This is a genomic window from Flagellimonas meridianipacifica (assembly GCF_003001695.1).
In the GTDB taxonomy this organism is placed as follows: domain Bacteria; phylum Bacteroidota; class Bacteroidia; order Flavobacteriales; family Flavobacteriaceae; genus Flagellimonas; species Flagellimonas meridianipacifica.
The window spans coordinates 515,732-530,279 of the sequence record NZ_PVYX01000002.1 but is presented as its reverse complement, the minus strand read 5'-3'; the positions used below and the strand labels follow the sequence as shown (position 1 = coordinate 530,279).

Genomic DNA, 14,548 nt, shown 5'->3' with positions numbered 1-14,548 from the left:
CATAAGACCTTCAGTTGTTTTTGATGATTGTTATGTTCTTGGATATTTTGAATCATTGTAATAAGTGGTTTCTTGGTTTTAGGGAAGACGATTGGATTTAGAAGTATGTATGGTTATTTTAAATTACTTTTACGAATCATCAGTTAAAACTAAAGTAAGGAATGCGAATTAGTTATGATGCAAAAAGGATTTTCCATAATAATACCGGTTTAGGAAATTATGGAAGAGAAGTTGTCCGTATTTTACATCAGAATTCAAACATCGAGCGTTTTTTCCTGTTTAACACAAAAAAATCAAGTTTTGAGAACATTCTTCCTCAAGACAAGATTTCAATTATTTATCCCAAAGGTTGGTTTTGGAAAAAGCTTTCCTCCCTGTGGAGAATGTTTGCGATTAACAAACAAATTGTTTTGGATAATCCTGATATTTATCATGGCCTATCGGGAGAAATTCCGATTGGATTATCAAAAAACATAGCTTCTATAGTAAGTATTCACGATTTAATTTTTCTAAGCCATCCTCATTACTACAATCCTTTTGACAGGCTTATTTATAAGCTAAAATTTAAATATGCTGCTCGTAGGGCAGATTTAGTCATTGCAATTAGTGAACAAACCAAAAGGGATATAATAAAATATTTGAAGGTTGAAGAAGACAAAATAGAAGTGGCATACCAAGGCTGTAATGCCGCTTACAAAGTCCAGTACAATCATAATCAGAAAGAAAATATAGTCAAAAAATACGGGCTCCCCTCAGAGTTTGTTCTAAATGTAGGCACAATACAGGAACGCAAAAATGTATTGACCCTCGTGAAAGCCATTCATCATACAAATTTACATTTAGTAATTATTGGTAGTGAAAAGAAATATGCAAAAAAGGTTCACAAGTATGTAAATGATCATGACCTCAGCAACAGAGTTCACTTTTTAAAGAATGTGCCCTTGGCGGATTTGGCCATAATATATCAATTAGCAAAAATTTTTTGCTACCCTTCCATTTGTGAGGGGTTTGGAATACCAATAATTGAGGCACTATTTAGCAAAACCCCAGTAATAACTTCCCAAGGGGGTTGCTTTCCTGAAGCAGGAGGGCCCAGTACGGCATATATCAATCCAAATGATAGTGATGCCTTAAAGAAAAAACTTGAGGAATTGACAAGTGACGAATCCCTGCGCAAATCTATGATTGAGAAAGGATACGCCTATGCCCAAAGGTTTTCAGACGAAAATGTGGCAAACCATTTGATTGAACTTTATAAATCGGTTCTGTAAAATGGAAAAGTTGTGCTTTTTTAATACCGCCAAAGCATGGGGCGGTGGGGAAAAATGGCATTTTGAAGTTAGCAGTTATTTACATCAAAAAGGACATAGTGTTTTGGTAATAGCTCATAGCGAAAGCGTACTTTATGATAAATTGTTGAAAGCTGGAATTCCTTGTCAAGGAATAGGATTGACCAATCTTAGTTTTTTGAATCCACTGAAGCATGCGTCAATTAAAAATCTGCTGAAAAAAAACAATGTTAGGACAATAATAATGAATCTTTCACGCGATGTAAAGATTGCTGGGCCATCAGCTAAAAAAGCAGAAGTTAAGCGCATAATATATCGTCGCGGAAGTGCTATTCCTATTAAAAACAGTTTCTTGAACCGTTTTTTATTCAAAAAAGTAATCTCGGAAGTTCTAGCAAATTCCATAGCCACAAAAAAGACCGTTCTGGAAAATAACCCAAACCTAATCCCTGAAGAAAAAATCAAGGTTATATACAATGGAATTAATATCGTAGATACCAATACAAAAATAAAACAGGCCTCTGAAAAAGAGTTTGTTTTGGCCAATCTTGGTAGGTTGGAATATCAAAAAAATCAGAAGTTTTTGATTCCATTAGCTATTGAATTGAAGAAAAGGGGACTTATTTTTAAGGTAATTATCGGAGGTGAAGGTCGTCTCAGAAACGAATTGGAAGCCATGATAAAAGAGCATGGCTTGGAAGAACATGTTTTACTATCCGGTTTTGTTCATGATCCAATATCTTTTCTCTTTCAGGCGGATGTTTTTGTTTTACCCTCTCTTTGGGAAGGATTCGGTTACGTTTTGGCCGAGGCAGCCCTATGTAAAAAACCAATTATAGCGTTTGATATCAGTAGTAATCCAGAGTTAGTGGTACACGGGAAAACTGGATATCTTTTGAACGTAAACGACATCGAGGCTTTTGCCGATAAAGTTGTTGATTTATATGAAAATAAAGATTTACGAACCCAAATGGGATTAAATGGATTTATAAAAGTTAAAGAGAACTTTGACAGGAAAAAACAACTCAGGAAAATTGAAGACTATTTGGTGAATGGATAAGGCAAAAAATGATATATCGGCTCTTCTGATTACCCTCAATGAAGAGGATAATATTGATGCGGTATTAGAAAATCTGAGCTTTGTCAATGAAATTGTTGTGGTCGATTCATACAGCTCCGATGCAACAGCAGAAAAAGTCCAAAACCACAAAGGGGTAAAACTAATACAGAGAGAATTTAAGAACTATACCGACCAAAAAGAGTTTGCTCTTTCACAAGCTAAAAACGATTGGATTTTGTTTTTGGATGCCGACGAACGAGTTACCCCTGAGTTGAAAAATGAAATCCTTGAAGTCACAAATGGGAGCAATACAGCTTCTGCATACTATTTTTTAAGGAAGTTTATGTTCCAAAACCAGGTCTTACGGTTCAGTGGGTGGCAGACTGACAAAAACTATAGACTGTTCAAAAAGAGTAAAGTACGTTTCGACCAAGAAAAAATTGTTCATGAAACACTTATAGTCAACGGAGATTCTGCCACACTTAAGAACAAATTGATTCACTACTCCTATTCCAATTATGAAGATTATAAGGGAAAAATGATTAAGTATGGGGAGATGAAGGCAATGGAGGAATTCAAAAAAGGAAACAAAGCAAGGTTTTATCATTTTCTATTTCGCCCTTTTTATAAGTTCTTCAATAATTACATCCTACGATTGGGAATTTTGGATGGTAGAAAGGGAATCATTATTTGCTATCTAAACGCTCTTGGAGTACACAGCAGATACAAGAAATTAAAAGAGTTGAACAACAAGTAGTTTGGAAAAACATAAAGAACACATATCCAAAGCAACTGAAATTCTATCCAACGGCGGGTTGTTACTATACCCAACAGATACAGTTTGGGGAATTGGCTGCGACGCTACTAACGAAACTGCAGTCCAGAAGGTGTATGCACTTAAAAATCGGGATGACAGCAAGGCACTGGTATGCTTAGTTGCCCATCAAGCCATGTTGGAAAGATATGTAAAACAAGTGCCAGATGTGGCTTATGATATTATGGACTTCGCCACAAAACCTACCACAATTGTATTTGATGAACCTATTGGCATTGCCAAAAACCTGATTGCCGAGGATAACACCTTAGCCATTCGTGTAGCTTCGGACGTATTTTGTCAACGTATGATTCAAAAGTTCGGGAAACCGATTGTATCTACCTCTGCCAACATTTCAGGAGAACCTACCCCTACAAACTACGAATCGATTAGTCCAAAAATTTTAAAAGGAGTGGACTATGTGGTAAATTTGCCTTTGGAGAACAAAAACGCTCCTCCATCGTCCATCATTAAGCTAAGTAATGATGGGCAAGTAAAGGTAATCAGGGAGTAGATGACGAAGGAATTCCATAAAAAACCCATACAACATCCTATTTTTAAGTTAATCGGGAAAACCTCGGAAGAGCTGGGTATGGATTCCTATGTAATCGGAGGTTTTGTTAGGGATTATCTCTTAAATCGTGGTACACCCAAGGATATTGATATAGTTACCATTGGTAGTGGAATCAAATTGGCGCAAAAGGTAGCCACTAAATTGAAAGGAAATCCACAAGTATCTGTTTTCAAAAACTTTGGCACCGCTATGATTAAGCATAAAGACTTTGAGCTTGAATTTGTGGGAGCCCGTAAAGAAAGTTATCAGCGTAGTAGTAGAAAACCAATTGTAGAGGATGGTTCGCTTAAAGACGATCAAAACCGTAGGGATTTTACTATAAATGCCATTGCTCTAGCCTTAAATGAATCAAACTTTGGAGAGTTGCTAGACCCTTTCAATGGAAGAAAAGATTTGGCTCAAAAGATTATCCGAACACCTTTAGACCCTAAAATTACCTATTCCGATGATCCTTTACGCATGATGCGTGCTATTCGATTTGCTTCACAACTAGATTTTAAGATTGAACTTTATTCTCACCAAGCGATTTCAGAAAATAAAAATCGTATTAAAATCGTATCAAAAGAGCGGATTGTGGATGAGCTTCATAAAATTTTGATGAGTCCCAAACCATCCGTAGGTCTCAAGTTATTGTATCAAACTGGTCTTTTACAATTAATCTTACCCGAACTAATAGCGCTTCAAGGAATTGAAGAAGTGGAAGGACAACGCCATAAAGATAATTTTTGGCATACCCTTGAAGTTGTGGATAATATTGCCAAGACCACGGATAACCTATGGTTACGGTGGGCGGCTCTCTTGCACGATATCGGAAAAGCGCCTACAAAAAAGTTCAGCAAAAAAGTGGGTTGGACCTTTCATGGTCATGAGTATGTAGGTTCCAAGATGGTTTACAAACTGTTTAAAAGACTTCGTATGCCCTTGAATGATAAAATGAAGTTTGTACAAAAAATGGTTTTGATGAGTTCCAGACCCATTATTCTCTCCGAAGATTATGTCACAGATTCGGCGGTAAGACGTTTGGTGTTTGATGCTGGTGATTATGTCGAAGATTTGATGACACTTTGCGAAGCAGATATCACTACCAAGAATCCAAGGAAACAAAAAAAGTACAAGAATAATTTCAAGATTGTTCGGGAGAAAATTGTTGAAGTGGAGGAACGCGACCAGGTTCGGAACTTTCAACCACCAGTGACTGGGGAAGAAATCATGGAAACATTCAATCTTAAACCTTCAAAAGAAATCGGAGTAATTAAGGAAGCTATAAAAGAAGCCATCCTCGAGGGAGAAATTCCCAATGAACATGAAGCAGCTTTCCAGTTCATGTTACAAAAAGCGGAATCGCTTGGACTCAAACCTGTTTCATCATGATTATTTCTTTTAAAAAGCTGGCCAAAATAAGTTTGGTCTTGGTGTATCTGGTCATTGTTGCGGGGGCCGTAGTTCGAATGACCGGCAGTGGGATGGGTTGCCCAGACTGGCCCAAGTGTTTTGGATATTACATTCCCCCTACAGAAGAAAAAACCCTACAGTGGGAGTCCAATAGGGACTTTAAGAAAGGGCAGGTAATTATCAAAGATGAAGGGCTACTAATAGCAAAAAAGGATTTTAATACTAAGGACTCGTTCAACCCTGAGAACTGGAATACCTACACCAAACATGATTATGCCATTTTCAATGTTTGGCATACATGGATTGAGTACATAAATCGATTACTTGGTGCTTTGGCTGGATTAGCTACTTTGTTACTTGCATTTTACTCATTTAAGTTTTGGAGAACCCAAAAGAAAATAACTCTCTTTGCATGGATAGTGGTGTTTGGCATGGGTTTTCAAGCATGGTTGGGGGCTACAGTAGTGTATTCTGTGCTTGAACCTGTAAAAATCACATTGCACATGGTGATGGCCTTGGTCATTGTTGCCCTTTTGATTTACCTTATTCATCTTACAAAACCAATAAAGGAATCATTGCATGTCCCCCAGCTTAGAATTTTCTTAGTTGGAGCGCTGCTACTGACTTTGGTTCAAATCATATTGGGAACACAGGTCCGTCAGTTCGTGGACGAACAAATTGACTTGGTTGGAGAAAATGCAAAAAATCTATGGCTTCAAGACCCAACGCTTCAGTTTTATGTGCATCGCTCACTTTCCATTATGGTCCTACTTGTAAATGGATACATATGGTGGTTGATGAAGAAAAAACAAATCAACCTTGCACAAATCAATTGGATTATGGCGATAATTGGATTAGAAGTACTCACAGGCATTAGCATGTACTATATTGATTTCCCCTTTGGTAGTCAGCCTGCACACTTGGTTTTGGCCTCCGTACTTTTTGGATTTCAATTTAGTCTGGTTTTGAACGCGCTCAGCTCCAAAACTACCATCAAAACTTATTAACTTTGCACTCACTCAAAATTTTTGGGATGATATATAAAATCAGGATTATCCTTGACGCCGAGGAGGATATTTTTAGGGATATTGAAGTCGAGGATACCGATACTTTGGAGGATTTTCACAATGCTGTTACCCAAGCTTTTGGGTTCATGGGAAATGAAATGGCCTCCTTCTACACATGTGACGAAGAATGGAACCAGGACGAAGAAATTGCGCTTTTTGATATGGGCGAAAATGGTTCCAATGTACGTTTGATGTCCAATACTTTGCTCAAAGATGTGCTGACCGAGGAAAGTCCAAAGCTCATCTATGTCTATGATTTTCTAAGTATGTGGACTTTCTTTGTTGAATTGGCGGACGTTGTTGAAAAAGAGGATGGAAGAACGTATCCAAATCTATTATTCAGTTTCGGAGAGTTACCTGATTCACCCCCTGAAAAGAGTTTTGAGTCCAATCCCAATCCCATGATGAATTTAGATGACGACATAGATAGCTATGAGGATTTGGATTTTGACGAAAACTGGAACTAGCTATATTTAATAACTATACTTTAAAAACAATACCCAAGGAATATTCATGCTTAACCTGTATTCTACTCAAATTGAAAGCATTTCCCTTCACCGGGTAGGGAATAAAAGTAAAAACGAACCTATTTTTTTGTCCAACTCCCCTTTCTCTCTTTCTGATGAAATGGCTGGATTGCTCAAAGAGTATTTCTTTAAGCCTTTTAGAGAAAAGGAGGAAAACTACTATCGATTTTTTAACGAGGTCGACGTAGAGTTCAATGAGGTTTTCAAGTTAGTTTCGGAGCTTTTCTTGAACCCTTCAAAGTCTCACGAGGTTTCAAAGAAACTAACACAACACCTGTATCAACAATCCAACCATCCCCATATAAAAAGTGGTGAGGTCTACATTGCCCACTTTAATGATGTAGTGCTTGACAATCAAAAGACAGATGCTATTGGCATTTTTAAGAGTGAATTAAAGCATGATTTCCTTGAGTTTGAAGAACGAACGGATAACCTTGAAATCTTGGTGCGACAAGGAATCAACATCAATAAGTTGGATAAAGGTTGTATTATCTTCAACACTGATAAAGAAGAAGGGTACAAAGTATTGTCAGTGGACAGTAATCGGTATGATGCCAAATATTGGCTGGAAAACTTCTTGGGACTTGTTCCACTAACGGATGAAAATTTCTACACCAAAAACTACTTGAAGTTCTGTCAAAATTTTGCCAAGGATGTAGTTCTACCGGCAGAAGACAAACAACAGGAAGTGCTTTTTATGAATCGCGCTGTGAACCACTTCGCAAAGAATGATGCCTTTGAGGAAAGTTCCTTCTTGAACGAGGTCATGGAAAATCCGGAATTAATTCCCGAGTTTAAGCATTACAAGGTCGAAAAAGGACCTAAATACAGCATTGAAGATGTATCCAACTTCGATATTGCCAATAAGGCGGTTTCCGATGCACGTAAAAAAATGAAAAACGTGATTCAGTTGGACACGAACATCCAGATAAAAATGGATTTCATCAATCCAGAATCTGCAGAAAAATTTGTGGAAAAAGGTTGGGATGAAGAACGTCAGATGTATTATTATCTGGTCTATTTCAACAAAGAGCAGAAAAGCTAAAACTACCCAAAAATCTGGGTCATGTTTACATCCTGATAGTTTCGTTTTACAAAATCAAGAGCAAGGGATAGTACCTCTCCCATGGTATTGCATTTTTTGAAATTGAGGTCTTTGGTGAGCTCATAAATCTCCATCTTGAGCTTTTCAATGTTTTCTTCAAGGGAAATATCATCCGTCTTGGAAATTCCTACCAGACGTTTAATTCGGTTTCCTGAACTGATAATTCGTTTGGCAACAATGGAACGTTCTTCGATTTTATATTGATCCACAGAGTTTTTTTGCAGTTTGGAACGCACCAGTTCCACCATTTGGAAGTTCTCTTTGAAGAATTGAGGGCGATATACCTTGAGTTTACCCTCGAAACACTGCTGATCAAAATCTATGGCTCGTATTTTATAGACTACGTGATCAAAATCATGTACAGGAACGATTACGTAATTATAAGATCTCATATCACCTAATAAGCGAATCATGCAGCGCTCGTTGAATTTCACAAACTCTTTGGCCAACTGTGCTTTTTCTGCCTCCGTACATTTTGGTAACATATCGTGGATAAAAACGTCACCGGGGATTCCGGCAATATGTTCTTCAATCAGTGTATCCCCGTAAACCAAAAAGTTCAGATTATAGGGCGATAGCATATGTTCAAGCTCCAACCCATAAACTCGTGAAGCATCGGTCTTTTTCACATAGAAATAGGTGTAGTTATCGTTTAGAATGTTTCTGATTTTTATCCTAAAAGGTTTGGAGTTGCCAAAGGTACAGTAATCAACAGCATCAACGGTTAAGTAATCCAAAATACGATCTGACCCATCGGAGTGTAAGATGGAATAGACTTTCTTCAAACTGATATCTATTTCTTCCCGTTCAAAATCAGAATAATACACCCTTACCCATAACGTATCTTCTCCTTCGGAATCATAGACGATTATGGACCCGGAAAAACGAAGTAGATCTTCATAGAAAATTGGAATCTCAATTTTACGACTGTACCGGCTCAGGTATCCATCCAATTTTTTGTTCACTGGATACGCCGGTTTTTTCTTTGACATCATTTTTTCTTCTGACATTCCTCCTCTATTTTGTAACAAAAACGAACATATCTCGTCAAGTTACTACAAACAAATCAAAAAACGACGTCATTTTGAGCACGATACTCACGGTTAACAACCTAACCAAAAAATTCGGATACCTCACTGCGGTAAAGAATCTTTCTTTTTCTATAGAGAAGGGTAACGTTTATGGTATTCTGGGACCTAACGGGAGTGGAAAATCCACTACTTTGGGAATAATCTTGAATGTAGTTAACCGAACTTCAGGAGATTTCAGCTGGTTTGATGGACAGACTTCCACTCACGACGCCTTAAAAAAAGTAGGGGCCATAATTGAACGCCCCAACTTCTATCCCTACATGACCGCCATTCAGAATCTAAAACTGGTCTGCAAAATAAAGGAGGTATCAGAAGACAAAATCCAAGAAAAACTGCAATTGGTTGGACTGTGGGAACGAAGAAACAGCAAGTTCAAGACCTATTCCCTGGGTATGAAACAACGATTGGCCATTGCCTCTGCCCTATTAAACGACCCAGAAATCCTGATTTTGGATGAGCCAACAAATGGATTGGACCCACAAGGTATCCACCAGATTCGAGAAATCATCAAAAAAATTGCCAATCAGGGCACTACAATTCTTTTGGCATCACACCTCTTGGATGAAGTGGAAAAAGTATGTTCCCATGTTGTCATCCTTCGAAAAGGTGAAAAATTATACTCGGGCCCAGTAGACGAAATGCTGGCCAGCCACGGATTCTTTGAGCTTAGAACCAGCGATATGGATAAACTTAAAGATATCCTTGACAAACATGCCAGTTTTGGAAAAATCAATCAGGAAAATGGCACGCTTACCGCATACTTAAAACAAGAAATGAATGCTGAAGCCTTGAACAAGCTGCTCTTTGATGAGGGTATGGTACTTTCCCATTTGGTAAAACGTAAAGAGAGCTTAGAGGAGCAATTCCTTGCCCTAACCAAAAACAACTAATCAAAAAAAACGAATGGTACGCTTATTACAAATAGAATTCATAAAGCTTTTGAACAATAGGGCCAGTAAGATTCTTATATCTTCCTATTTTGTGTTACTGACATCCATTGCGCTAATAGCTGCGATTAAATTTGATATTGGTCCCGTAAAATTTCATCTGGCTGACCAGGGGATTTTTAATTTTCCCTATATCTGGCATTTCAACACATTTATGACGGCCTTGTTCAAGCTTTTCCTTGCCATCGTCATTGTTTCAATGATGGCCAATGAATATAGCAACAAGACCATAAAACAGAATCTAATTGATGGTTTGTCCAAGAAGGAGTTTATACTATCCAAGTTTCTGACCGTCATTTCTTTCTCATTGATTTCTACGGTTTTTGTATTTGTAGTATCTCTGATTTTAGGATTGATTTATTCAGATTACAACGAAATCAGTATCATTTTTTCGGATTTGGAATTTCTACTTGCCTTTTTCGTAAAGCTGGTTGGATTCTTTTCATTCTGTCTGTTCCTTGGCATTTTTGTAAAGCGTTCCGCTTTTGCACTCGGATTTTTGATTCTTTGGGCCATTTTGGAACAAATTGTTTTTGGACTTCTAGGATGGAAGGTAATGAGTTGGGATGCAGCCAAACGAATAAAGGATTTCTTTCCTTTGGAATCCATGACCAATCTAATAAAGGAGCCTTTTACACGTTTGTCGGCAGTACAGAACATTGGACAACAGATTGGAGAAAACATGAGCTTTGATTATCAGGTCTACTGGTACGAGTTCCTTATTGTACTCCTTTGGACTAGCCTTTTTATCTATTTATCCTACGCATTATTAAAAAAGCGCGATTTGTAGTACCTTGTAGTATTTGATTTTGGTCAAATGCTTAAAGGATTGCTATTTATTATTTGGGTTTTTTCACCCTTTTGGATTATCGCCCAAGGTTGTCCCCAGATTTTGAGCCCTGTTCCTGGTTCAAACAATGTCCCTGTGGATGTTACTATAAGCTGGCAGGAAGTATTTGGTGTACCCAGCTATAATATTTCAATTGGAACAACTCCAGGCGGTAACGATATAGTAGACGATGTACCATTAGGCACAAGTACTTCATACAAACCTCCTTTAGGTTTACCTGAAGACACCCAGATTTTTGTCACAATCACCCTATTTTTCTTTAGTAATCCCAGTGCCAACATTACTTGTCCTAGCATATCTTTTAGGACAGAGGACATCACTACTCCACCAAATTGTACCCAATTACGTCTTCCAGAGAATGGGGATTCAGACGTAAATTTTAGAACCAACTTAAGATGGAATCTTGCTCCAGGTGCGACATCTTATCTGCTTCGTATTGGCACAACTCCAAATGGAAGTGAAATTTTACCCGAGACGAATGTTGGTAATGTCCTGCGGTTCGATCCACCAAATGATTTGCCAGTTAATTCGGAGATATTTGTCCAAATCACCCCATTGAACGAAAATGGACAAGCCGTAAATTGCGCAGTCGAATCATTCAGGACGACAGTTGTAGCACAAAGTTTAGATTGTACCCGACTTACATTTCCTGTAAATGGTGCCACAAATGTTCCTCTAACCCCATTGCTACAATGGGAGGAAGTCCCTGGTGCAACAGGATATCGTGTGACTATCGGTACTACACCGGGAGGAGATGATCTTGTCCGAGAAAGAGAATTTACATCCACCTCTACTTTTGTAATTGATTTTGAACCGAATGCCCTACTGTTTATTTCGATTGTACCATTCAATGATTTTGTTGAAGCAACCGATTGTGGTTCGGAAAGCTTTTCTACGGCAGTTGGGTGTGGACCTTTTTTTGACCCCTCCGTTGGAGATTTTGTATCTCTCTTCCCAGAATTGGACTTTCCAGAAAGTTTTGTGCTATGTGAAAATTCAGAACCCTTGACGCTTTCCACAAATACTGTAGCCGAGAGCTATCGTTGGGCAAGTGTTACATCACGAGGAACAGAGATTGAGTTACTTTCCGAAACCTCCGAAGTACAGATAAGCGAAGGTGGAATCTATCGACTGGATGTAACGGATTTTGTAGATTCAAATGGAAATAATATTCCCTGTACCTCTTCTCAAACGTTTACCGTGAACGTGGCACCAGGGCCTACAGTAAATTCTGTGGATGTAGAACGTATCGGTGATAATTTGACGCTAATGGTCAATGTTAGTGGTAACGGAGTATATGAGTATGCCATAAATGATATAAATGGCCCATATCAAAACAGCAATGTGTTTACAAACGTACCGCGTGGTAATAACATAGTGTATGTTCGGGATACCAGTCTAGATGGGTGTACATTGCCTGTAGATGTATCCCAAGATTTGGTGTCAGAGGGTTTTCCCAAATTTTTTACTCCGAACGGAGACGGAATAAATGATTTTTGGCGATTTGAGCTTCCTCCAAATGCGGAAGAGGTTCAATTTGCATCAATATCTATTTTTGACAAGTTTGGTCGACTCTTATTTCAAATGCTTCAAAGTTCGGAAGGATGGAATGGAACATTCAATGGTCGACCTTTACCTTCTTCAGATTATTGGTTTAGGGCTATTGATACAGATAATAGAGTTTTTCAAGGTCATTTCACCCTTAAAAGATAATCCCTTCCTTCCTTTATTTTGGCTCAATGCTTTCGTAATTTTAAAGCATGAAATTTCAAGTAGTATCGGAGTTCAAACCCACTGGCGACCAACCTCAGGCTATTAAGCAACTGGTTACCGGAATCGAACAGGGCGAACCTCATCAAACCCTTTTGGGAGTTACCGGATCAGGGAAAACTTTTACAGTGGCCAATGTGGTTGAATCCGTTCAAAAACCTACGTTGGTTCTGGCTCATAACAAGACTTTGGCAGCCCAACTTTACTCAGAGTTCAAGCAGTTTTTTCCAAACAATGCCATAGAATATTTTGTTTCGTATTATGACTACTATCAACCTGAAGCCTATATCCCCACTAGTGGACTTTATATAGAAAAAGACCTATCTATAAATGAAGACATTGAAAAACTGAGATTGAGCACCACTTCTTCTTTATTGTCAGGTAGAAGGGATGTTCTTGTAGTGGCATCAGTTTCTTGTTTATATGGTATTGGGAATCCCATCGAGTTCCAAAAAAATGTGATTTCCATCCATAGAGATCAGGTCATTTCCAGAACAAAGTTTTTAAAACAACTGGTTCAAAGTCTGTATTCCAGGACAACTGCCGATTTCAGAAATGGAAACTTTCGAGTAAAGGGGGATGTAGTTGATGTTTTTCCAGGATACGCCGATCATGCTTTTAGAATTCACTTTTTTGGCGATGAGATTGAAGAAATTGAAGCGTTGGACCCCTTTAACAACAACGTTATTGAAGTCTACGAAAATCTCAATATATATCCAGCTAACATGTTCGTTACTTCACCGGACATTCTTCAAAATGCTATTATCCAAATACAAGATGATTTGGTAGGACAAATCGATTACTTCAAGGAGATTGGAAGGCCTTTGGAAGCCAAAAGGTTGGAAGAACGCACCAATTTTGATTTGGAAATGATTCGGGAATTGGGGTATTGCTCGGGAATAGAAAACTATTCAAGGTATTTGGACGGCCGAGAACCCGGAACACGCCCTTTCTGTCTTTTAGACTACTTCCCAGATGATTACCTGATGGTCATTGATGAAAGTCATGTTACCATCCCACAAGTACATGCCATGTATGGTGGAGACCGCTCGAGAAAGGAAAATCTAGTAGAATATGGATTCCGCCTTCCCGCTGCATTGGACAACCGCCCCTTAAAATTTGAAGAATTTGAAGCACTCCAGAACCAAGTGCTATACGTAAGTGCCACGCCTGCGGATTACGAACTCCAGCTTAGTGAAGGAATTTATGTGGAACAGGTAATACGGCCCACAGGTTTACTAGACCCTGAAATTGAGGTACGTTCCAGCAAAAATCAGATAGACGATTTAGTGGAAGAAATACAGCAGCGTGTTGAACTGGATGAACGCACTTTGGTAACCACTTTGACCAAACGTATGGCCGAAGAATTGGCCAAATACCTTGCACGGATTGAAGTTCGTTGTAGATACATTCATAGTGATGTTGATACCTTGGAACGTGTCGAAATTATGCAGGACTTAAGAAAAGGTCTATTTGATGTTTTGATTGGGGTCAATTTGCTTCGTGAAGGATTGGATTTACCAGAAGTCTCTTTGGTCGCTATCTTGGACGCGGATAAGGAAGGCTTTTTAAGAAGCAATAGATCATTGACTCAAACCGTAGGTAGGGCAGCAAGGAATCTCAATGGAAAAGCTATAATGTACGCGGATACCATAACCGACAGTATGCAAAAGACAATTGATGAGACAAACTATCGTAGAGATAAACAAATGGCCTATAACAAAGAAAATAACATCGTTCCTAAGGCCCTCAAAAAGAACTTAGACAATGCTCTTGCCAAGAATTCGGTTTCTACGTATCATTTTCAGAAAGAAGAATTACGCGCAGCTGAACCTGATTTAGAATACCTAACACAAGACCAAAAAGAAAAATTGATTCGGGAAAAACGAAAGGCCATGGAAAAAGCGGCCAAAGAACTCAATTTTATGGAGGCGGCTAAATTGCGTGACGAAATCAAATTACTCCAAGAACAAGACTGAAAAGAAAGCGCGCCCATAAATGGGCGCGCCTTCAAACTAACCAACTAAACCAATCATCATGAAACACCTACGTTGGTGTTTTT

Annotated in this window: 13 protein-coding genes; 12 read left to right on the top strand and 1 reads right to left on the bottom strand. The window is 38.5% G+C overall.

Features of this window, described 5'->3' with window-relative positions; all coding sequences use genetic code 11:
• Nucleotides 1-161 precede the first annotated feature (161 nt).
• Genes CLV81_RS12310 through CLV81_RS12275 form a run of 8 tightly spaced genes read left to right on the top strand, consistent with a single transcriptional unit; the run spans nt 162 to nt 7,768 of the window.
• Nucleotides 162-1,271 (top strand): glycosyltransferase family 4 protein, encoded by a 1,110-nt coding sequence (locus CLV81_RS12310; protein ID WP_106145421.1) that lies wholly within the window; start codon nt 162-164, stop codon nt 1,269-1,271.
• 1 nt (nt 1,272) lies between these two features.
• On the top strand, nt 1,273-2,349 hold the full coding sequence (locus CLV81_RS12305; RefSeq protein WP_106145420.1) for a glycosyltransferase: 1,077 nt from the start codon (nt 1,273-1,275) through the stop codon (nt 2,347-2,349).
• A complete protein-coding gene (locus tag CLV81_RS12300; RefSeq protein WP_106145419.1) occupies nt 2,342-3,106 on the top strand; it encodes a glycosyltransferase family 2 protein in 765 nt (254 codons plus the stop codon). The genes CLV81_RS12305 and CLV81_RS12300 overlap by 8 nt, the downstream gene beginning before the upstream one ends.
• A gap of 1 nt (nt 3,107) precedes the next feature.
• Complete coding sequence (locus CLV81_RS12295; RefSeq protein ID WP_106145418.1) at nt 3,108-3,677, top strand: L-threonylcarbamoyladenylate synthase; 570 nt, start codon at nt 3,108-3,110, stop codon at nt 3,675-3,677.
• Nucleotides 3,678-5,108, top strand: coding sequence for a CCA tRNA nucleotidyltransferase (locus tag CLV81_RS12290; RefSeq protein ID WP_106145417.1), 1,431 nt, complete (start codon nt 3,678-3,680; stop codon nt 5,106-5,108). It abuts the gene before it with no gap.
• Nucleotides 5,105-6,136 carry a COX15/CtaA family protein gene (locus CLV81_RS12285; protein ID WP_106145416.1) on the top strand — a complete coding sequence of 344 codons (1,032 nt, stop codon included), beginning with the start codon at nt 5,105-5,107 and terminating at the stop codon, nt 6,134-6,136. The genes CLV81_RS12290 and CLV81_RS12285 overlap by 4 nt, the downstream gene beginning before the upstream one ends.
• 26 nt (nt 6,137-6,162) lie before the next feature.
• Entirely contained in the window at nt 6,163-6,663 is a 501-nt protein-coding gene (locus tag CLV81_RS12280; protein ID WP_106145415.1) for an IS1096 element passenger TnpR family protein, read from the top strand.
• A 46-nt stretch (nt 6,664-6,709) separates the two neighbouring features.
• Nucleotides 6,710-7,768, top strand: coding sequence for a nucleoid-associated protein (locus CLV81_RS12275; protein ID WP_106145414.1), 1,059 nt, complete (start codon nt 6,710-6,712; stop codon nt 7,766-7,768).
• Between the two features lie 2 nt (nt 7,769-7,770).
• Here CLV81_RS12275 and CLV81_RS12270 read toward each other — a convergent pair whose 3' ends face one another.
• The gene (locus tag CLV81_RS12270) at nt 7,771-8,838 is read right to left on the bottom strand and encodes a hypothetical protein (protein ID WP_106145413.1); all 1,068 of its coding nucleotides are present in this window, start codon (nt 8,836-8,838) and stop codon (nt 7,771-7,773) included.
• A gap of 74 nt (nt 8,839-8,912) precedes the next feature.
• Between CLV81_RS12270 and CLV81_RS12265 the strand changes: the two genes are divergently transcribed.
• The 4 genes from CLV81_RS12265 to uvrB are packed head-to-tail and all read left to right on the top strand — an operon-like array spanning nt 8,913 to nt 14,465.
• Nucleotides 8,913-9,809, top strand: a complete 897-nt coding sequence (locus CLV81_RS12265) for an ABC transporter ATP-binding protein (protein WP_106147505.1) — start codon at nt 8,913-8,915, stop codon at nt 9,807-9,809.
• 13 nt (nt 9,810-9,822) lie between these two features.
• Nucleotides 9,823-10,656 (top strand): ABC transporter permease, encoded by an 834-nt coding sequence (locus CLV81_RS12260; protein ID WP_106145412.1) that lies wholly within the window; start codon nt 9,823-9,825, stop codon nt 10,654-10,656.
• A gap of 27 nt (nt 10,657-10,683) precedes the next feature.
• Complete coding sequence (locus tag CLV81_RS12255; protein WP_106145411.1) at nt 10,684-12,429, top strand: T9SS type B sorting domain-containing protein; 1,746 nt, start codon at nt 10,684-10,686, stop codon at nt 12,427-12,429.
• A 47-nt stretch (nt 12,430-12,476) separates the two neighbouring features.
• Nucleotides 12,477-14,465 carry an excinuclease ABC subunit UvrB gene (gene uvrB, locus CLV81_RS12250; protein ID WP_106145410.1) on the top strand — a complete coding sequence of 663 codons (1,989 nt, stop codon included), beginning with the start codon at nt 12,477-12,479 and terminating at the stop codon, nt 14,463-14,465.
• Nucleotides 14,466-14,548: the final 83 nt, after the last annotated feature.